The organism is Gordonia sp. IITR100, assembly GCF_002009645.1.
Lineage (GTDB): Bacteria > Actinomycetota > Actinomycetes > Mycobacteriales > Mycobacteriaceae > Gordonia > Gordonia hongkongensis.
This window is the reverse complement of record NZ_MVKV01000002.1, coordinates 530,412-550,085: the sequence shown is the minus strand read 5'-3', so window position 1 is coordinate 550,085 and position 19,674 is coordinate 530,412. Positions and strand designations below refer to the sequence as shown.

Genomic DNA, 19,674 nt, shown 5'->3' with positions numbered 1-19,674 from the left:
GGCCGATCCGGGGTCGTGTTCATCGACTCCGGCCCAGTTCGGAGCCCTTTCTCACTAAGCTGTGCGTGATGCACGGCCGGTTGGTCGTGCACGCATCTCCCCGCGTTGTCCCGCTGCGGCACAGCTTGTGAAAGGCATCCGATGACCACTCCGACCGGGGGTAGCGATCCGACGGATCCGGCCCAGGCACCGCAATCCCCACCGTCCGGCCCACCTTCGGACACCTCGGCAACCGACCCGTCGCCGTGGGAACCGACCCAGAAGGCGGCGGTCCCCGACGAGGTGCCGGACTCGGTGCCGGTGACCTCGACACCCGGGACCGGACCGGATGACACGGAGATTCCCGAGTCGCACAGTCCGGCCGACGGTGTCACCCGGGTCATCCGCACCGGTGGACCGTCGAATCCGTCCGCTGCACAGCCGGTTCCGCCGCCACCCGCGCCCAGTGGCCCCGGGGACCCGGGTCCGGGTGGCCCGGCCCCGTCCGGTTACGACGCCACGCGCGTGATCTCGACGCGGTCCCCGGCGGGACCGCCACCGGGACAAGCCCCACCACCTCCCCGGCCGGGCTTCGGTCAGCAGCAGGGATACGGACAGCAGGGATACGGACAGCAGGGATACGGACAGCCGCAGGGTTACGGACCGCCGGGTCAGGGGCAACCCGGACCCGGCCGGCCGGGATATGGACCCCCGCCGGGGTACGGTCAGCCTCCGCAGGGTCCGCCCCCGGGTCGGTCCGGGCAACCGTTCGCCACGCTCGGTGATGCCCGATCCGCGGAATCGGCCTCCGCCGACTCCCGCCCCGCAGGCGGCCGGCCCGTCGACGCCGATGGCCCGTCGACCAACAAACTGGCCGTGGCCGCCCTGGCGGCCTCACTGCTGGGTCTCCTGTGCGTCGGGGTCGGCGGCATCGTCGGGCTGGTGCTCGGCATCGTCGCGCGGAGACAGATCGCGGCGTCGGGTGGCAGGCAGACCGGTGATGGGGTGGCGCTCACCGCGGTCATCATCGGGGCGTTCATCATCGTCGTGTGGGTTGCATACTGGGTGGCCATCGCGTTGACCGACCTCCGATCGCCGTGGGGCTACCTCTGAAGTAGGCGACCCCGGGCGCGTGCGGATCGGCCATTTTGGAATCGGGCGTCCTCGCCAGGTAGTCTGGTCGGGTTGTGTGCCGCGGCCGCGCCGGGTCGAGGGGTGCACTGATGGGGCCGATCCAGTGATGCCAGGCGTCACCACCGGCCACGCAGACCACAGTAGGAGAAGGGCTCAACCATGGCTGTACCGAAGCGCCGGATGTCGCGGGCGAACACCCGTAGCCGTCGTTCGCAGTGGAAGGCGGAAAACCCCGCACTGCAAGAAGAGAAGGTGAACGGCGTCCCCGTGCGGATTCCGCGTCGCCTGGTCAAGGCGGCTCGCGCCGGTCTCATCGACCTGGATCGTCGCTAGCCTCGTTCGGTCGCCGTACCGGCGCCGCACTGTCATACCGATGACCGCCCCTGGCTCGCCCGGGGCGGTCATTCGCGTGCTGACCGACTGGCCTGTCCCTGGATATTGAGGTGATCTCGTGGTGTTCGACGTGCTCAACTTCGCGGGTATCGCGGTGTTCGCGGCGTCGGGGGCGATGCTCGGGGTCCGCAAGGACTTCGACATGTGGGGGATCATCACCGTCGGCGTGCTCACCGGGGTCGGCGGCGGCGTATTGCGCGACGTCCTGCTGGGGATCACCCCGCCCGCGTCGATCAGCGGGTGGGGTCCCATCGTCACCGCAACTGTCGCCGGCCTCGTCGTCTTCTTCTTCCATCCCGCCTTCACGGCACTGCACCGGTCGATACTCGTGCTCGACGCATTCGGGATGGGGCTCTTCGCGGCCACGGGTGCGAGCATCGCCCTCGACGTCGGGGCGAGCCCGTTCGCCGCGACGACCGTCGGGCTCCTCACCGCGGTGGGTGGCGGCGTGCTCCGCGACATGATCTCGAACGAGATCCCGCTCCTCCTCACACCCGCCGACCTCTACGCCGTACCCGCGGTACTCGGTGCCGCCATCGTCGCGGTCGGCGCGACGTACACCTCGGCGGCACACTGGATCTGGCTCGTCGTCGGATCTGTCTTCGCGACCGCGCTGCGCCTGGTGAGCCTTCGGTTCGCGCTGCGGCTCCCGACCGCACGACGCTGACCTTGCCGCAAACCCACCCTTTCTCCGTGAACCCACCCGGTCCGAGCGCGGTGGATCTACGGAAAAGGGGTGGGTTTACGGATCACTCGACGCCGCCGAGTCGAAGTGCTTTCTTGATCTGCGCGTAGAAGCGCGCCTTGTCGGCGAGGTCCGGCCATGTCCACCGCACGACGGTGTACCCCTGCGCGCGCAGCCGGTCCTCACGCGCCTTCTCTTCGACCACCGTCTGCCACGCGGGCTCGTCGCCGAGGCCGCCGCTGTACTTGATCATGCCGTCGAATTCGCCTATCACCCTGTTCGCCAGCAGGAAGTCGACGCGAGCGATGAACACGCCGTGGTCGTCGAAGATCTTGACCTGCTGTCGTGGTATCGGCAGGTCGGGGAACTCGAGCATGACTGCGCGACTGAGGGATTCGCCGATGCTCTCCGACGATGCGTTCGCGTGTGCCAGCGCGCGGCGGAGCATCTCGACCCCCTTGAATCCTCGGCACGAGTCGAGGATCTGTCTCATTCGGTCCGGATCGGCGTCACGTCGAAGCGCGGCGTCGAGCACCGCGAGGGCCTGCCGGTTGGTTCCCAGTCGGGCGACATCACATGCCGTGCGCTCGATGGATGTCACCGTGACCCCGTCGATGACGTCGATGTCCTGCGGCTTGACGGTGGCCTGATGTCTGACGATGTGCTTGGCCCGTTTTCCGACTTTCGGCGACGTCACATGGACCTGCGACAGGTCGGGCCACAGCATCGGCAGCCTGTGCATGGCAGCTGACGAAGTGTGACTGAAGATCCGACCGGGTCGTCCAGCCCTTGCCGCAGCAATGACGGTCAAGCGGTGCTTCTCGACTGCCTGGAGTTCGCTGACCGCGGTGAAGTCGGCCAACGCGCCCGGCCAGAGCCGCACGAGGGTCTTGTTGCCGACCATGTGCTGCAACTGTTCATCACTGATGTGGGTGCCGGCGGTTTCTTTGCGGAGAATCAGGCCATGCGGGTCGGTGGGTAGGTCCATACGAATCAGACGCACGAATGCGCCGTCCGGACCCACCTTCCGACAAACCCACCCCTTCTCCGTAGACCCACCTGGTTCGAGAGTGGTGGGTTCACGCAAAAGGGGTGGGTTTGCGGGTGGTGGGGTTACTGCGCGATGTACTTGTTGACTGCCCGGTTCAGGAAGTTCGGGATGAACTTGGCGGCGTTCTGCAGGAACAGGGTCTGCGCGCCGACGGAGTAGCTGGTGCGGTGCAGCAGTTTGTCCTGACGGGTCGGGTGCACCGACTCCCAGATCTTCTCGGCGACCTGTTCGGGAGTGATCCGGATGCCCAGGGTCTTCGTCGACTTGGCGCCGCCGGTGGCGAGGGCGGTCTTCGCCCACGGGGGCCAGATGCTGACGACGCGGATGTCGTCGTGCTCCCATTCCAGTTCGAGCGCCTCGGTCAGGCCCGCGACGAAGAACTTGGTCGCCGAGTAGACCGCGATGCCGGGCTGGCCGTAGATCGCCGACGCCGATCCGATGTTCACCAGGTGCGCGCCCGGCGTCTTCTTCAGGTACGGGTATGCGGCCTGGGCGCCGAGCGCGACGCCGAGGGCGTCGATGTCGATCTGCCGCTTGATCTGGTCTGGCGTGATGTGGTCGATCTGGCCCTCGTGGAGGATGCCGGCATTGTTGTCGAGGACGTCGAGTGTGCCGCCGGTGTACGAGGTGAACTCGGCGAGAGCTTCGGCCCACTGCTCCGGCTCGCGGACGTCGAGGGTGCCGGTGATGAAGTCGGGATGGTCGGCCTTCACCTTCGCCAGCGCGTCGGCATCGACGTCGTAGACGCCGACTGTCCACCCGTCGCGGCCGAAACGCTCCGCGGTGGCGAGACCGATTCCGGCAGCGCCGCCGGTGATGAAGATGGAGGGCATGGAGGACTCCTTGCAACTGAACGGACGGCTTCGACGCCGCTGACCTGCGAGGACGATCCTCGGCGCTGAACTTACCGGTGAGTATATTCGTCGATTCGTTTACTCGGTCACACGGCGGTGCTATCTTGACAACACGCATTGTCATTACATCGATCATTGTCACGATCGACGACGACCGGGAAGTGAGTTCTCCATGACCGCCGCGATGGAACGATCCGAGAATGTCATCAGTCTCCGGGACCAGGGCACCGAGGAGGTCTCGGCACGGCTGTTGGCGTCGGCCGCCCGGCTGTCGCGCAACGCGATGACCGAGATCGACTGGTCGAAGCCGATGGACCCCACCAAGTACGGGTGCAGTCCGGAATGGTCGTCGCTGTACGGGACCGCGTACTGGGACGAGCTCACCGAGGAACAGCGGATCTCGGTGACGCGCCACGAGTTCGCCTCGATCATGAACATCGGGATCTGGTTCGAGATGATCCTGCAGGAGATGGTCATCCGCGACCAGTACCTCGGCGACTACCACGGTTCGGAATTCCAGTTCGCGCTCACCGAGGTCGCCGACGAGTGCCGACACTCGTTGATGTTCGCCAAGGCGTCGGAAAAGATGGTCGGCGCCTCCTACCATCCGTCGAAGAAGGTCTCGCGCCTCGGCAAGATCTTCATGCAGACCGCGAAGAACGAGGTCGCCTACGCCGGCATCCTGGTCGCCGAGGAGGTCCTGGACGTCTTCCAGCGCGGCTGCATGCGCGACGACCGCGTGCTCGACTTCATCCGCACGGTCAACGAGATCCATGTGCTGGAGGAATCGCGCCACATGAAGTTCGCGCGCGAAGAGGTGCGTGACTCGCTGGAGGGCGTCAGCTGGGCGCGCCGCCAGTTCAGTGCGTTCGCGGTCGCCGTCGGCGCCTACTTCATCGTGACGAGTCTGGTGCAGCCCAAGGCCTTTGCCGACGCCGGGCTCGACGTCGACCGCGCGGTCCGGGAGATGCGCAGCAACTCGCACTTCCACTCGATGATCCGCAGCAGCTGCGCGCACCTCATGGAATTCCTCGACGAGGTCGGACTCCTGACCAAGCCCGCCATGCGGTACTACCGGAAAGCGCACATGCTCTGATGTTCGTCATCACCCAATCGTGTTGCAGTGACGCAGCATGCGTGGCCGTGTGCCCGGTCAACTGCATCCATCCGACACCGGAGGAGCGCGGCTTCGGCAGCTCCGACATCCTGCACATCGACCCCGAGGCGTGCATCGACTGCGGCGCATGCGCCGATGCCTGCCCCGTCGACGCCATCTACCCGGCGGACAAACTCGGCACCCGGGACAAGGTCTTCATCGACATCAACGCGGACTACTACAAGAACAACCCGGAGGTTCGCTCGGGCTGGGCGCCCATCGGTGACGACTCCGCGTCGTCGATCACCTATCCCGAGGTGCCGAAACTGCCTGCGGGACTTCGGGTCGCGCTGGTCGGAACGGGTCCCTCCGGCGGTTACGCCCTGCGCACGCTGCTCGACCGCACCGAGGCGCAGGTCACCGTCATCGACAAACTCCCCACTCCCGGTGGGCTCGTGCGCGCCGGCGTCGCCCCGGACCACCCGGGCACCAAGGGCGTGCTCCGCGGGTTCGACCTGCTTTACCGCGACCCGCGCGTCACGATGCTGACCAACGTGACCATCGGGGACGGCGCCGACCAGATCACCCCGGCCGAACTCGCGGAGCATTTCGACGCGGTGTTCTACGCGGTCGGTGCCAGTGAGTCACGGCGCCTGGGTATCCCGGGCGAGGACCTTCCGGGTTCGACGTCGGCCACCGATCTCGTCGCCTGGTACAACGGCGTGCCCGGTGTCGATGCCGGGCCACCGCTGCGCCGCGGAACCGCCGACGACCCGGCGACGGGTCGTGCGGTTGTGGTCGGTACGGGCAACGTGGCCCTCGATGTTGCGCGAATCCTCGTGTCCCCGCCGGACTTGTTGGCCACCACCGACATCGCCGACCGGGCGCTCGAGCTGCTCGCCGAGCAGAACGTACACGAAGTGGTGCTGCTGGGCCGTCGTGACCAGGCGTCCGCAGCCTACACCGCGGCCGAATACCGTGCGCTGTCGGAGATCCCGGGCGTCGAGGTCGAGGTGATCGAGGACGCCGAAGGTGCCGATCTCGCCCGGTTCCGTCAACCCGCCGACCCGAAGCGCCGTCGGATCGTGTTCCTGTTCCACAGCAGTCCCGAAGAGATCACCGGTGATTCGCAGGTCGAGTCGATCACGGTGCGCACGGGGGAGGGGCGCCACCACGTCGCCACCGATCTCGTGGTGCGCTCGATCGGCTATCGCTCCACCCCGATCCCCGGCCTCACCTTCGACGACGCGCGCGGCGTCTTCAGCAACGTCGACGGTCGCCTCGTCGACGAGACAGGTGCGATCGTGCCGGGCGGATATGTGCTCGGCTGGGCCAAGCGCGGACCCAGCGGCGGCATCGGCGCCAACAAGATGTGTGCGACGCGGACTGTCGAGGACTTCATCGCCGACGCCGCGGCAGGCCGGCTGCCCCGGACCGAACGCGAGCCCGGAGCCTTCGGTGCGTTGGTGCGCGCACGCGTCCGGACGGTGATCGGCTACCGCGGGATGCGGGCCATCGACCGTCGCGAACGGCGTCGCGGCCTCGAACAGGGCCGGCCCCGTGTGAAGTTCACCCAGGTCGCCGAGATGGTGGGCGCCGCGGGATGGCGTCGGACCTGACGGCCACCGCTCCGGTTTCGGGCCGGGGTGCCGCTCTGCCGTGCCACCATCGAGGTTCCGACACGTCGAGGAGGGCCTGATGACCACCGATTCCTACCAGAAGTGGCGAGAGCGATCGTTGTTCGTCGTCTTCCTGTCCGCGCTGGTCACGCAGAACGCCATCGCGATCCCCTACGTACGACAGAACGGGCCGGGGTCGGTCAAGGACTTCTTCGTGGGGGACATCCTGAAGACGACGCCCGGACGGTTCGCGATGGTCGACCTGACGTTCGTCGTCATCGGCTTCCATGTGTGGGCTCTCGCGGAGGCCCGCCGCCTGCGCATCCTGCCGTGGTGGCTGGCGTCGGTCGTGCTGACCTTCGGCGTCGGCATCGCCACCGCGATCCCGTTCTTCTTCCTCGCCCGGGAGCGTGCGCTGGGTTCGCGGTAGCGGAACCGCGCGCTCGGTGGCGCTCTCGCGGGCGGGCCGGGCCGGTGAGAACCAGACAACGTCGCCGTAACACCGAGGCAAGTCGCATTTCATGCGCCTCGCGGATAGTGGCGGAATGTCGAGCACTCCACAATTCCTGCAGGGTGTCTACGCGTTTTCCGGTTCGGGCCTGTCGAAGCCGGGGCCGATCGATGCGTCGCTGACCTTCGTCGTCCCGCCCGGGATGACTGCTCAGCCGTTGTACTTTCGCGGCGGCAACAGCTCCGACGAACTCATCTGCGTGACCCTGGTTCGCGACGGCACGCCGATGCGGATGTTCCCGATGGGCGCGAGGTCGTCGGTCAACGTGCCGTTGCGGGTCGTCGAAGACGTGGAACCCGACACCACCCTGGAGCTCCTCCTCGCCGCGCCGAAGGGCACGAGCGGTGAGGTCGTCGTCGACTTCGGGATGGTCATCTTCTGATGGGCGACGAGCACCTGACGCCACCGGTTCCCACGCGTCGGCTGGTCGTGGTCGGCAACGGCATGGCCGGCGCGCGCACCGTGGAGGAGATCATCTCCCGCGGCGGCCGGGAACAGTTCGCCATCACCATGATCGGCGACGAGCCGTACGGAAACTACAACCGGATCATGCTCAGCCATGTGCTGGCCGGGGAGACCGCGGTCGACGACGACGACCTGATGCTCAACCCGATGGCGTGGTACCGCGAGAACGACGTCACGCTTTACTCCGGTGATCGCGCCGAGTCGATCGACCGGTTCGCCAAGACGGTGAGCTGCGCGAGCGGGCGGATCATCGAATTCGACGTGCTGATCATCGCGACCGGGTCCCACACGTTCTTCCCCAACATGGACGGACTTCGCGAGTCCGACGGCAGGCTCGCACGCGGCGTGTTCGGCTTCCGCACCATCGAGGACACGAACGGCATGCTGCAGATGGCCGCGTCGCGCGACAACGTGCGCGCGGTGGTGATCGGCGGCGGGTTGCTCGGACTCGAAGCCGCGTACGGACTGCAAACCCAGGGTGTGGCCGTCGACGTCGTGCATTCGCCCGGGCACCTGATGAACCAGCAACTCGACGAGCGCGGTGGCAAGGTGCTGCGCAACCAGATCGAGGCGCTGGGGGTCGGTGTCCACACCGGCAAGCGGACGACGGCGGTGTTGCGCAACGACGACGGGACCGTCGCGGGAGTCGGTTTCACCGACGGGGATTCGCTGCCCGCCGACATGATCGTGGTGACGGCCGGCATCCGTCCCAACGTCGAGATCGCCCGCGGCGCAGGTCTGGTCGTCGAGCGCGGCATCGTCGTCGACGACCAGATGCGTTGCGAGGACGAGGCCTTCATCTACGCGGTCGGGGAGTGCGCGCAGCACCGCAGCGAGGTGTACGGTCTCGTCGCACCGCTGTGGGAGCAGGCGGTCGTGCTCGCCGACGTCCTCACCGGCGCGAATCCGGCTGCCGAATACCACGGTTCGCGACTGACCACCAAGCTGAAGGTCGCCGGTGTCGACGTCGCGGCCATGGGGGTCAAGGGACCGGAACGCGAGGACGACGAATTCGTCCAGTTCTACGAACCACGCAACGGCGTCTACAAGAGCGTCGTGGTCCGTGACAACAAGCTCATCGGAGCGATGCTGCTGGGCGACATCTCGAAGGTCAACTTCCTCACGCAGGCCTTCGACGACAAGGTACCGCTTCCCGACGAACGCATCTCGATGCTGTTCGACCTGGGCACCCCCAGCGCCGAGACCGGGGCGGCCGAGCTCGCCGACGACGTGCAGGTGTGCAACTGCAACGGGGTCACCAAGGGCGACATCGTGGCCTGCGTGGCGTCGGGGTGCACGAGCGTCGGCGAGGTGTGCGCGAAGACCCGCGCCGGCAAGGGATGTGGTTCCTGCAAGGGGCTCGTCGCCGACATCGTCGAACTCGCAGCGGGGGACGAGCTCACCGCCGACGCGTCCGCCGATTGGTACGTCCCGGCCATCCCGCTGACGAAACCCGAACTGATAGACGCCATCCGACGGCAGGACCTGCGGTCGGTCAGCGAGGTGTTCGACAAACTCGCACCCGACGGCGAGGACGCGACGGCGAAGATGCCGCTCGCCTCACTGTTACGGATCATCTGGGGTTCGGCGTGGAAGCGCGAACCCGGTGCACTGTTCGTCAATGACCGAGTGCACGCGAACATCCAGCGTGACGGTACCTTCTCGGTGGTGCCGCAGATGAAGGGCGGGGTGACCTCACCCGAGCAGTTGCGCAAGATCGCCGACGTCGCGGAGAAGTACTCGATCCCGATGATCAAGGCGACCGGTGGGCAGCGACTCGATCTGCTCGGCGTGAAGAAGGAAGACCTGCCGAAGGTCTGGGAAGATCTCGGCATGCCGTCGGGGTACGCGTACGGCAAGAGCTTCCGGACGGTCAAAACCTGTGTCGGCACCGACTATTGCCGTTTCGGTCTCGGCGACTCGACGCAGCTCGGCATCGACATCGAGACGCGCTACCAGGGTCTGGAGTCACCGGCGAAGCTCAAGCTCGCGGTGACCGGGTGCCCGCGCAACTGCGCCGAGGCCCTGTGCAAGGACTTCGGCGTGGTCGCGATCGGTGACGGCAAGTGGGAGATTTACGTCGGTGGCGCCGCGGGCGCGCACATCCGCAAGGGCGACCTGCTGGCCACCGTGGATTCGGCCGACGAGGTGATCCGGTTGTGCGGCATCTTCATCCAGTACTACCGCGAGCAGGGCAAGTGGCTGGAGCGGACGTACGCGTTCGTACCGCGCATCGGCATCGAGGAACTCCGCGCGATCATCGTCGACGACCGTGACGGACTGGTCGCCGGGTTGCAGGAGGGGATCGACGCCGCGGTCGAGGCCTACGTCGATCCCTGGCTGGACCGCGCCGAACCCAAATCGCCCGCGCAGTTCACCTCGGCGCTTCCGCTGCTGCCGCTGCCCCGGGTGCCGGTCCGATGACCAGTGTGTCGGCGGACGCCGGCGTCGTCGTGGGACAACTGGGAGACCTGCAGGTCGGCGAGAGCCGCGCATATGCGATGCAAGACAGGCAGATCGCGGTGTTCCGCCTGACCGACGGGACCCTGCGCGCCACCGACGCCGTCTGCCCGCATCGCGGGGGACCGCTCGCCGACGGTCAGTTCGATCTGGGCAAGGTCGTCTGTCCGTTGCACCAGTACGCCTTCGAACTGGCCGATGGCCGATGCACCTCGGACGGTATCGACTCCATCGGCGTCTACCGCGTCGAGGACCGAGACGGGGACATCGTCGTCTGGTTGGGTGCTCCTGCGGGCGTTAGTGACAAACGAATGCTCCCTGAGGTGTGAGGAGCGATAGCGACGAGCCACGAAGGGCCTGGTGAGACGCGTTGCGGAGCCCTTCGTGGCTCGCTTCGCTCGCACCTCAGGAACATGGGTTCAGGCGCCCAGGAGTGGTCTTTCGTGGCCCACGACGGCCGTCAGGCCGGAGACCCTGATCTGTGAGGAGCGATCGCTACGAGCCACGGAGGGCTGGTGACGGCACTGAAAGTCCTCCTGCACGTTTGTTCACGAAGCCTCGTGTCAATGTCAGCGTGGTCGACCGCCCCTGCGCCCTGCCCGGGCGCGCAGTAGATCGATATCGCCGTCGATCAGTGCCTTCTTCTTCGCACGAGACCAGCCGTGAATTCGTCGCTCGATCGCGTAGGCGTCGTCCAGTGACAGTTCAACCGACCACGCCAGCCTCACCGGCTGGCGGTGAGCAGTGAAACCAACCTGCGCCGAGCTGTGTTGGCGTAACCGATTGTCGAGGTTTCGCGTGCTTCCGACGTAGTACTTCCCGTCCGCGCACTCGAGGATGTATACCCATGCCATCGCAGTATCGTCGAAGATTCTGGCAGCCCGAGGAACGTATGTACCCCTGCCTGTGGAGAGTTCGCGGCAGCTCGCGTCGCCTGTGTACTCCGACTTGCGGTGCCCTTCGTGGCTCGTCGCTTGCGCTCCTCGCACCTCAGGGAGCATGGGAAAGCGTCGCGCCTCAGGGAGCATGGGGAAGCGTCGCACCTCAGGGAGCCATTGGGTAGCTCCGCATCTTCGGTCTGCGGCCAGGTGCCGACCGGGGCTCGCCCTTCAGTACACGTCCCGCACATAGCGTTTGTCAGCTGCGAGTGCCTTGACGTACGACTCGGCGCTCGCGGGGGAGCGGCGACCGTACTGCGCGACAATGCCTTTCAGTGTTGCGTCGACGTCCTTGGCCATCCGAGTCGCGTCGCCGCAGACGTAGACGTGAGCGCCGTCGTGCAGCCACTGGTAGAGCTCTTCACCGTGTTCGCGCATCCGGTCCTGGACGTAGATCTTGCGATCCTGATCGCGCGAGAACGCGACGTCGAGGCGGGTGAGCAGTCCGTCGCCGAGCATGGTCGTCAACTCGTCGCGATAGTAGAAGTCGGTCGCCGAGTACTGCTCGCCGAAGAACAGCCAGTTCTTCCCGGTGTGCCCCAGGGCCTCGCGTTCGCGGAGGAAACCGCGGAACGGGGCGATGCCGGTGCCGGGGCCGATCATGATCATCGGGGTGTCGGGATCGGCCGGCGGCCGGAAGTGGCTCGTGGAGGTGACGAACACGCCGATCTCCTCGTCGGCGCGGTCGGCCAGGAAGGTCGAGCAGACTCCACCGCGCGGCGTGCCGAACAGGTTGTAGCGCACGGCCGACACCGTCAGTTGGATCTCGTCAGGACTCTCCAGGGGGCTCGATGAGATCGAATACGACCGGGGGGCCATCGATTTGAGGACCTGCATCCACTCCGCGGCGTCAGCGCTGACGGGATGATCGGCCAGGACATCGACCGACTGTCGCCCCCATGCCCAGTCGTTGAACTGCTGTTTGTTCCCGGGTGCGATGAGCGTCTTGAGGTCGGCGGAACCGGTACGGTCGGCGACGAAACGGACGAGATCCGGTGTCACGCGCGCGAATTCGATGCGGTCGCGCAGGGCGGTGTGCAACGCGACCTCATCGCCGCCCACGGTCACCGACGCGTCGGCGTCGAGGCCGGTACGGTCGAGGAACTCCTCGACGAGCGTTGGGTCGTTGCGCGGCCAGACCCCCAGCGCGTCCCCGGCCTGGTACGACATCGTGCCGGCGGGCAGGTGGAACCCGAAGTTGCGCACGTCCTTACCGGACCCCTCGGAGTTGAGCTTGACGTTCCGCACGAGCGAGGTGAGCAGCGGCTTCTTCCGCGAATAGGCCGGCGCGGAACGTACCGAGGGTGCCGCCGCGGAGTCGGCCGGTTCACTGACCACGGTCACCCGGTCGCCGGTCACCCCCGAGGTGGGTGCCCGGTTCGACATGCTGATCGCCCGGATGACCTCGGTCAGCCAGCCGCCCGCCGTCTCCTCGAAGTCGGGTTCGCAGTCGACGCGCTCGAGTAGGCGACGGCCACCCAGTTCGCCGATGCGCGTGTCGAGTTTGCGTCCGTGGCCGCAGAAGTCGTCGTAGTTGGAGTCGCCGAGCGCCAGCACCGCGTAGTCGACGCCGGACAGGTCGGGTGCGTCGTCGGAGTTCAGCGCATCCCAGAACGATGTACCGTTGTCCGGCGGATCGCCGTCCCCGGTGGTCGAGGTGACGAACAGGGCCGTGCCCTTCAGTTCGCCGACCTCGACATCGTCCATCGACCGGGCGTCGACCCGGAGGCCGCTGGCCTTGACGCGCTCGGCTGCTTCTGCGGCGAGCTCCTCGGCGTTGCCCATCTGCGAGGCCCAGAGCACCGTCACCGTGTCGGTGTCCGGTTCCGACGACGATGAGTCCGACCGGGGGACAGCGGGATCGGGTGCGGCGGCCGCGCGGGAGTACAGGCCGGCGAGAACACCCGACACCCAGATGCGGAGCTCGGCCCCCAGCGGCGCATCGGCCGGGACGACCGGACTGCCCGCGGGCGAATCGCCCACGCCGGCCACGAGACCGGCCAGGTAGAGGCGCTCGGCGGGGGTCATCGCAGGCGCCTCGACACCCGAGACCCCCAGTGCGACGCCGAGGTCCGTCGAACCCGCGGCGACGACCGGCGCATCGTCGACGTCACCGCGCGAGCCGGGCACCCGGATCAGGGTCACCGCACAGACTTTCAGCTCCGGTTGCTGCGACAACGGATCCACCGCGTCGGAGGTGACGGCGTTGATCGCCAGGTGTTCGCCGAAGACGTCGTTCCAGTGAAACGGTACGAAGCAGTTGCCGGGTCGCACGCGGTCGGAGATCCGCGCGGGCAACACCGCCCGGCCGCGACGGGACGCCACCTCGACCTTGTCCGCGGCGGTGATGCCCAACCGGTCGGCATCGTCGGGATGTATCTCGACGAAGGGCTCCGGGTTGAGTTTGTTGAGCTTGGCCACCCGGCCGGTCTTGGTCATGGTGTGCCACTGATGGGGCAACCGGCCCGTGTTCAGCAAGAAGGGGTAGTCGTCGTCGGGCATCTCGGCCGGGTCGAGGTGGGGACGGGCGAAGAACTGGGCGCGGCGGCTGGGGGTGGCGAACGCGAGGCGCGGTGTCGACCCGTCGTCGAGGCGGTGGAGCGTCTGACTGCGACCGTCGTTGAGATATCGGATCGGGTTGCGGGCACCGGTGTCCACCGGATCGGGCTCGCTGTCGTCGGCCGGCGGGCACGGCCATTGCATCGGAGTGCGGCGGAGCCGGTCGTAGGTAACCCCGCGCAGGTCGTAACCGGTGTTCGGGTTCGCGAACCGTTTGATCTCCTCGAACACCTCCTCGGCGCTCGCATAGTCGAAGGCGTCGGCGTACCCCATCTCGGCGGCGATGCGCGCGATGAGCTGCCAGTCCGGGATCGCCTGTCCGGGGGCGTCGAGCGCGGGTTCGAACAGGGTGAGGTTGCGTTCGGAGTTGACCATCACACCGGTCGACTCCGACCACAGCGTCGCGGGCAGCACCACGTCGGCGTACTGGTTGGTCTCGGTGTCGACGAAGGTGTCCTGGGTGATCACGAGCTCGGCGCGCTCGAGTCCCTCGATGACGGTCTTGCGATTCGCCACCGAGGCAACGGGATTGGTGCAGATGATCCAGCACGCCTTGATCTCGCCGTCGGCCATCCGACGGAACATGTCGATGGTGCCGCCGCCCACGTCGGTGCGCAGGGTCCCGGCCGGAACACCCCAGACACCTTCCACGAACTCACGGTCCGCCGCGGACACGACAGCGCGCTGGCCGGGCAGTCCCGGGCCCATGTAACCCATCTCGCGCCCGCCCATGGCGTTCGGCTGTCCGGTCAGTGAGAACGGTCCGCTGCCGAGCCGGCAGATCGCGCCGGTGGCGAGGTGGAGGTTGATGAGCGCGTTGGTGTTCCAGGTCCCGTGGGTGGACTGGTTGAGGCCCATCGTCCAGCAACTCATCCAGTTGGCTGCGTCGCCGATGAGCTCGGCCGCGGCCCGCAGGTCCGACGCCGCGATCCCGGTGATCGATTCGACGACATCCGGCGGGTACTGGGCGGCGAAGTCGGGGATCTGGTCGAAGCCGTCGGTGAACGACTCGATGAACTCGGTGTCGGTGTGGCCGTTCTCGATGAGCAGGTGCAGCAGGCCGTTGAGGAAGGCGAGGTCGGTCCCGGACCGGATCTGCAGGAACAGGTCGGCCTTGTCGGCCGTCGCCGTGCGTCGAGGATCGACGACGATCAGCTTCGCCCCGGCCTTGACCCGGTCCATCATGCGCAGGAACAGGATCGGGTGACAGTCGGCCATGTTGGCACCGATGACCAGGAAGACGTCGGCGTGGTCGAAGTCCTGGTACGACCCGGGCGGCCCGTCGGATCCGAGCGACAGTTTGTATCCGGTCCCGGCGCTCGCCATGCACAGCCGCGAGTTCGACTCGATCTGATTGGTGCGCAGGAATCCCTTGGCCAGCTTGTTCGCCAGGTACTGCGCCTCCAGCGACATCTGGCCCGACACATACAGGGCCACCGCGTCGGGCCCGTGCTCGTCGACGATGTCGCGCAGGCGTCGCGCGGTGTCGGTGACGACGGCGTCGAGTGCGGCGGGCCGGAGCTGGCCGCCCCGATCGTCTCGGACCAGCGCGGTGGACAGGCGCCCGCCGGCGGCGAGCATGTCCGCGGTGGTGGACCCCTTGGTGCACAGTCGCCCGAAGTTCGTCGGATGATCGGGCCGGCCGATCGTCCTGGTGACGCGGTCGGAATCGTCGTCGAGCTTCATCTCCATGCCGCAACCGACACCGCAATAGGCGCACAGCGACATCACCGATCGGGACACGACAGATCGAGTCGGGGCAGACAGGGTCACGGGTTTCAGCGTCGGAGGTCGATGTTTCGCGACCCGAAGCCCGGCGTTACGCATCCATCAATTTGACCTCACAGAACTCGGTCCCCGATGTGAAAGGCCGCCGGAACCGCAGGTGAACGCCGACTCCGTCACTTGAACGGGTGGGTTTCGGCGTTGCTCAGCCGGATCTCAGCCGGGGTGGATAAGACTGTAGCCATGCGCATCCTCGTGGTCGATGACGATCGGGCCGTCCGGGAGTCGTTGCGACGGTCGCTCACCTTCAACGGCTACAGCGTCGAGACCGCGGGCGACGGCATCGAGGCACTCGAGAAGATCCTGGCCGACCGACCCGACGTGGCGATCCTCGACGTGATGATGCCTCGGCTCGACGGCCTCGAGGTGTGCCGCCGGCTCCGCTCTGCCGGTGACGACCTCCCCATCCTGGTGCTGACCGCACGCGACTCGGTGTCCGAGCGGGTGTCGGGGCTCGACGCCGGAGCCGACGACTACCTGCCCAAGCCGTTCGCCCTCGAGGAACTCCTCGCCCGGTTGCGGGCGCTGTTGCGCCGTGCCTCGCCGGACGAGGACGCGGATTCGGAGACCCTGACGTTCGCGGATCTGTCGCTCGATCCCGTCACCCGCGATGTCACCCGCGGCGAGCGCTCGATCAGTCTGACGCGCACCGAGTTCGCCCTGCTCGAGATGCTCATGGCCAATCCGCGCCGGGTGTTGTCGCGCAGCCGCATCCTCGAAGAGGTCTGGGGCTACGACTTCCCGACGTCGGGTAATGCGCTCGAGGTGTACGTCGGCTATCTCCGGCGTAAGACCGAGGCCGACGGCGAACCGCGACTGATCCACACCGTGCGCGGGGTCGGGTACGTCCTGCGGGAGACGCCGCCCTAGTGATCGGCAAGTCGTCGAACTCGACGTCGCGACACCCGAAGACCCGGGATCTCCTCCGCGACCGCCTCACCCGGGCGATCACGGGGCACACCACCGGTGTCGGGTCGGACGAGAAGGAGATGCGGGCGCCGATGCCGCTGATGCGCGCGGTGTCGCTGCGTACCCGCGTGACGATCCTGTCGGCGACCGTCGTGCTGGTCTCGGTGAGTCTGATGGCCGCGGCCGCGTATTTCGTCGTGTATCGCGCGATGTACAACGATGTCGACCAGCAGCTCGAGAGTCGCGCCGACGGGATGGCCGCGCTCGCCCGCGCGGGGGTCCTGCGTACGCAACCCGAGCAGCTGGTGGCCGGAACGGTGTTCTCCACCAACATCTCCATCGCGCTGGTGACCCCCAGCGGCGAGACGTATCTCATCGGTCAGGTGCCGTTCGACGACGTCGAGCGCGGCATCGTCCGGTCGCCGTCCGTGCCCGGTTCCACGCAGCAGAGCCTGCGCACCACGCGCAATCAGCGTGTCCTGACCCGCAAACTCGACGACGGCAACACCCTCGTGCTCGCACAGAGCCTCATCCAGACCGACCGGGTGCTCAAGCGTCTGGCCTGGGTGCTCTTCGTGGTCGGTTGCGGCGGGGTCGCCCTCGCCGCCCTGGCCGGGACGACGGTGGCGCGCGCCGGGTTGCGGCCGGTCTCGCGTCTCAACCGCGCCGTGGAGCGGGTCGCGCGGACCAACGACCTGACGCCCATCCCGGTGACCGGCAACGACGAACTCGCCAAGCTCACGGTCAGTTTCAACGCGATGCTGCGCGCCCTCGACGAGTCCCGGGATCGGCAGGCACGTCTGGTCGCCGACGCCGGACACGAGCTGCGGACCCCGTTGACCTCGTTGCGGACCAATCTGGAGTTGCTGATCGCCGCGAGTCGTCCCGGGGCGCGGGCGGTGCCGGAGGAGGACATGGTCGATCTCCGTGCCGATGTGATGGCGCAGATCGAGGAATTGTCCACGCTCGTGGGCGATCTCGTCGACCTCGCCCGCGAGGACGCGCCGGAAGTGGTCTACGAGGAGGTCGATCTCGCCGAGATCGTGGAGCAGGCCCTCGAACGAGTTCGACGCCGCCGCAACGACGTCGAGTTCGAGGTCGACCTCGCCCCGTGGTTCGTGTTCGGCGAGGCACATGGACTGTCGCGCGCGGTGCTGAACGTGCTCGACAACGCGGCGAAGTGGAGTCCTCCCGGCCGCACGGTGCGCGTCGGCCTGACCCAGATCGGGATGTCGACCGCGGAGCTCAACGTCGCCGATGCCGGTCCCGGAATCCCCGAGGAGGACCGAGGTCTCGTCTTCGAGCGGTTCTATCGGTCGACGCAGTCGCGGTCGATGCCGGGATCGGGTCTGGGACTGGCAATCGTGCGTCAGGTGGTCGAACGACACGGCGGCACCGTGGTCGCCGACACGTCGCCGCTCGGGGGAGCGCTGATCCGGATGACCCTGCCGGGCCGGGCAACTGCGGCGGAACCATCCCCGCAGGTGATTCGTCAGTAGAGGAGAAGCGGGTGGCGCCGGGCCGACGACTCGGTTGTCGACGACTGCGAACAGCCTTGAACTCGCCCGGTGTGACCTGGTCTCGGATCACCTAGGGTTGACCGAAGGCGCAGTTCGGGTACGACGATGCCGAGGTGTTGCGGTCCCGGCCCGGCCACTGACAACAAGCACCGGCGCATGGCCGGGCCGACGAGGAAGAGACGAAGATGACGACTGGCGGTTCGCACGGTGACAGCTCCTACGGGGGCGGTCAGCACGGCGGTGGTCAACACGGCGGTGGTCAGCACGGTGGGGGCCAACCGGGCGGGGGTCACCGCGCGGCGTCGGGCAACGAGGCGTCGGGACAGGGCGGTCCGTTCGGTCCGCCGTCGGGCTCCTTCCCCGCACCGGGCGGCCAGGGCTACCCGGGTACCAACGCGTCGACATCGTCGTACGGCAGGCCCGGGACGAGTCCGTTCCCGCCACAGGGCAACTACGGTCCGGGTCCCGCGTACGGACAGTCGGGCCAGCCGCCGTTCGGCTCCCAGCCCGGCTTCGGGAACCAGGGCCCGGACGGCCCCTCGGCCGCACCCGCCAAGAAGAAGAGTGGCGGACGCCTCGTGGCGCTGGGGGTGGCCGGACTCGTCCTGGCGTTGGTCGCGGGCGGTGTGGGTGGCGTGGCCGGATACAACCTCGCCGAGTCCGACGCTGGTTCCAGCTCCAGCAACGGTCCGCTGGGCGGCGATCCCGGCAACGACAACACGACGCCGGTCGCCGCGCCGGCCGGTTCCGTGCAGGAGGTCGCGGCCCGGGTCACCCCGTCGGTGGTCTCCATCGAGGTCGCGTCCGGCGGGGCGATGGGTTCCGGCTCGGGCGTCGTCCTCAGCGAGGACGGCGTCATCATGACGAACAACCACGTCGTCAGTGCCGGCGGCAACGGCCCGGCGTCGAGGGTCGCGGTCAACTTCGCCGACGGTTCGCGGGCCGAGGCCCGTGTCCTGGGGGCCGACCCGATCTCCGACATCGCGGTCATCAAGGTCGACCGCGACGACGTCACACCGATCACCGTGGGCAACTCGAACAACCTGGCCGTCGGGCAGGACGTGATCGCAATCGGTTCACCGCTGGGACTCGCGGGCACCGTCACCACCGGCATCATCAGTGCGCTCAACCGTCCCGTGCTGACCTCGCGTGACCCCGGGACCAACACCACCTCGGTCATCGACGCCATCCAGACGGACGCGGCGATCAACCCGGGCAACTCCGGCGGTGCCCTGGTGAACGCCCGGGGCGCGCTGATCGGGATCAACACCGCGATCGCCACCCTCGGTGGGGGTGAGCAACAGGCCGGTGGCAGCATCGGACTCGGGTTCGCGATCCCGATCGATCAGGCCATCCGGGTGGCCAGGGAACTCGAGTCCACCGGCAAGGCCAGCCACGCCAACATCGGTGTGTCGGTACGGCCGAGCGGCGCGTCCGACGCACCCGGGGCCGTCGTCACCGCGGTGACGCCCGGCGGTCCGGCTGCGAACGCGGGCATCCCCGAGGACGCGGTCATCACGAAGGTCGACGACCGCGTCATCTCCTCGGGGGACGCCCTCGTCGCCGCGGTCCGGTCGCACGCACCGGGCGACACGGTCACCGTGACCTATGTGGACAACGGCGCCACCAAGACCGCCCAGGTGAAGCTCGGCACGCTCGCGGCCGGCTGACCGACCACCACAACTGCATCGAGGAGGCTGTTCCGGCGCCCACCGC

Annotated in this window: 16 protein-coding genes; 12 read left to right on the top strand and 4 right to left on the bottom strand. The window is 67.5% G+C overall.

What is annotated here, in order from left to right:
* Positions 1–141 precede the first annotated feature (141 nt).
* The 3 genes from B1818_RS24160 to B1818_RS06300 all read left to right on the top strand — a co-directional run bounded on the left by B1818_RS24160 (position 142) and on the right by B1818_RS06300 (position 2,173).
* Positions 142–1,092, top strand: a complete 951-nt coding sequence (locus tag B1818_RS24160) for a DUF4190 domain-containing protein (protein ID WP_058251510.1) — start codon at positions 142–144, stop codon at positions 1,090–1,092.
* A 180-nt stretch (positions 1,093–1,272) separates the two neighbouring features.
* On the top strand, positions 1,273–1,446 hold the full coding sequence (gene rpmF, locus B1818_RS06305) for a 50S ribosomal protein L32 (RefSeq protein ID WP_004020060.1): 174 nt from the start codon (positions 1,273–1,275) through the stop codon (positions 1,444–1,446).
* Positions 1,447–1,564: 118 nt separating this feature from the next.
* Positions 1,565–2,173, top strand: a complete 609-nt coding sequence (locus B1818_RS06300) for a trimeric intracellular cation channel family protein (protein WP_078112190.1) — start codon at positions 1,565–1,567, stop codon at positions 2,171–2,173.
* Positions 2,174–2,255: 82 nt separating this feature from the next.
* Here the strand turns inward: B1818_RS06300 and B1818_RS06295 are convergent, their stop codons facing one another.
* The gene (locus tag B1818_RS06295; RefSeq protein ID WP_058251509.1) at positions 2,256–3,179 is read right to left on the bottom strand and encodes a hypothetical protein; all 924 of its coding nucleotides are present in this window, start codon (positions 3,177–3,179) and stop codon (positions 2,256–2,258) included.
* 125 nt (positions 3,180–3,304) lie between these two features.
* Positions 3,305–4,075, bottom strand: a complete 771-nt coding sequence (locus tag B1818_RS06290) for an SDR family oxidoreductase (protein ID WP_058251508.1) — start codon at positions 4,073–4,075, stop codon at positions 3,305–3,307.
* Positions 4,076–4,268: 193 nt separating this feature from the next.
* Between B1818_RS06290 and B1818_RS06285 the strand changes: the two genes are divergently transcribed.
* The 6 genes from B1818_RS06285 to B1818_RS06260 all read left to right on the top strand — a co-directional run bounded on the left by B1818_RS06285 (position 4,269) and on the right by B1818_RS06260 (position 10,576).
* A complete protein-coding gene (locus B1818_RS06285; protein ID WP_004020056.1) occupies positions 4,269–5,192 on the top strand; it encodes a diiron oxygenase in 924 nt (307 codons plus the stop codon).
* Positions 5,192–6,811 (top strand): FAD-dependent oxidoreductase, encoded by a 1,620-nt coding sequence (locus B1818_RS06280; RefSeq protein ID WP_058251507.1) that lies wholly within the window; start codon positions 5,192–5,194, stop codon positions 6,809–6,811. The genes B1818_RS06285 and B1818_RS06280 overlap by 1 nt, the downstream gene beginning before the upstream one ends.
* Positions 6,812–6,890: 79 nt before the next feature.
* Positions 6,891–7,241, top strand: coding sequence for a DUF2834 domain-containing protein (locus B1818_RS06275; protein ID WP_058251506.1), 351 nt, complete (start codon positions 6,891–6,893; stop codon positions 7,239–7,241).
* A 115-nt stretch (positions 7,242–7,356) separates the two neighbouring features.
* The gene (locus B1818_RS06270; protein ID WP_058251669.1) at positions 7,357–7,704 is read left to right on the top strand and encodes a hypothetical protein; all 348 of its coding nucleotides are present in this window, start codon (positions 7,357–7,359) and stop codon (positions 7,702–7,704) included.
* A complete protein-coding gene (gene nirB / locus B1818_RS06265; RefSeq protein ID WP_058251505.1) occupies positions 7,704–10,211 on the top strand; it encodes a nitrite reductase large subunit NirB in 2,508 nt (835 codons plus the stop codon). The genes B1818_RS06270 and nirB overlap by 1 nt, the downstream gene beginning before the upstream one ends.
* Positions 10,208–10,576, top strand: coding sequence for a Rieske (2Fe-2S) protein (locus B1818_RS06260; RefSeq protein ID WP_078112189.1), 369 nt, complete (start codon positions 10,208–10,210; stop codon positions 10,574–10,576). Before nirB ends, B1818_RS06260 begins: the two co-directional genes overlap by 4 nt.
* Before the next feature lie 240 nt (positions 10,577–10,816).
* Here B1818_RS06260 and B1818_RS06255 read toward each other — a convergent pair whose 3' ends face one another.
* Both B1818_RS06255 and B1818_RS06250 read right to left on the bottom strand, forming a co-directional pair.
* Entirely contained in the window at positions 10,817–11,101 is a 285-nt protein-coding gene (locus tag B1818_RS06255; RefSeq protein ID WP_058251503.1) for a GIY-YIG nuclease family protein, read from the bottom strand.
* A 255-nt stretch (positions 11,102–11,356) separates the two neighbouring features.
* Positions 11,357–15,472 carry a bifunctional nitrate reductase/sulfite reductase flavoprotein subunit alpha gene (locus B1818_RS06250; RefSeq protein ID WP_078112188.1) on the bottom strand — a complete coding sequence of 1,372 codons (4,116 nt, stop codon included), beginning with the start codon at positions 15,470–15,472 and terminating at the stop codon, positions 11,357–11,359.
* Between the two features lie 240 nt (positions 15,473–15,712).
* On the opposite strand from B1818_RS06250, the gene B1818_RS06245 reads away from it, so the two are divergent.
* From B1818_RS06245 to B1818_RS06235, 3 genes are all read left to right on the top strand, one after another.
* Positions 15,713–16,399: a response regulator transcription factor gene (locus B1818_RS06245; protein WP_058251501.1), complete on the top strand. Its 687-nt coding sequence runs from the start codon at positions 15,713–15,715 to the stop codon at positions 16,397–16,399.
* Positions 16,399–17,937 (top strand): HAMP domain-containing sensor histidine kinase, encoded by a 1,539-nt coding sequence (locus tag B1818_RS06240; RefSeq protein WP_078112187.1) that lies wholly within the window; start codon positions 16,399–16,401, stop codon positions 17,935–17,937. The genes B1818_RS06245 and B1818_RS06240 overlap by 1 nt, the downstream gene beginning before the upstream one ends.
* A gap of 206 nt (positions 17,938–18,143) precedes the next feature.
* Complete coding sequence (locus tag B1818_RS06235; protein WP_058251499.1) at positions 18,144–19,628, top strand: S1C family serine protease; 1,485 nt, start codon at positions 18,144–18,146, stop codon at positions 19,626–19,628.
* The last annotated feature ends 46 nt before the right edge of the window (positions 19,629–19,674 follow it).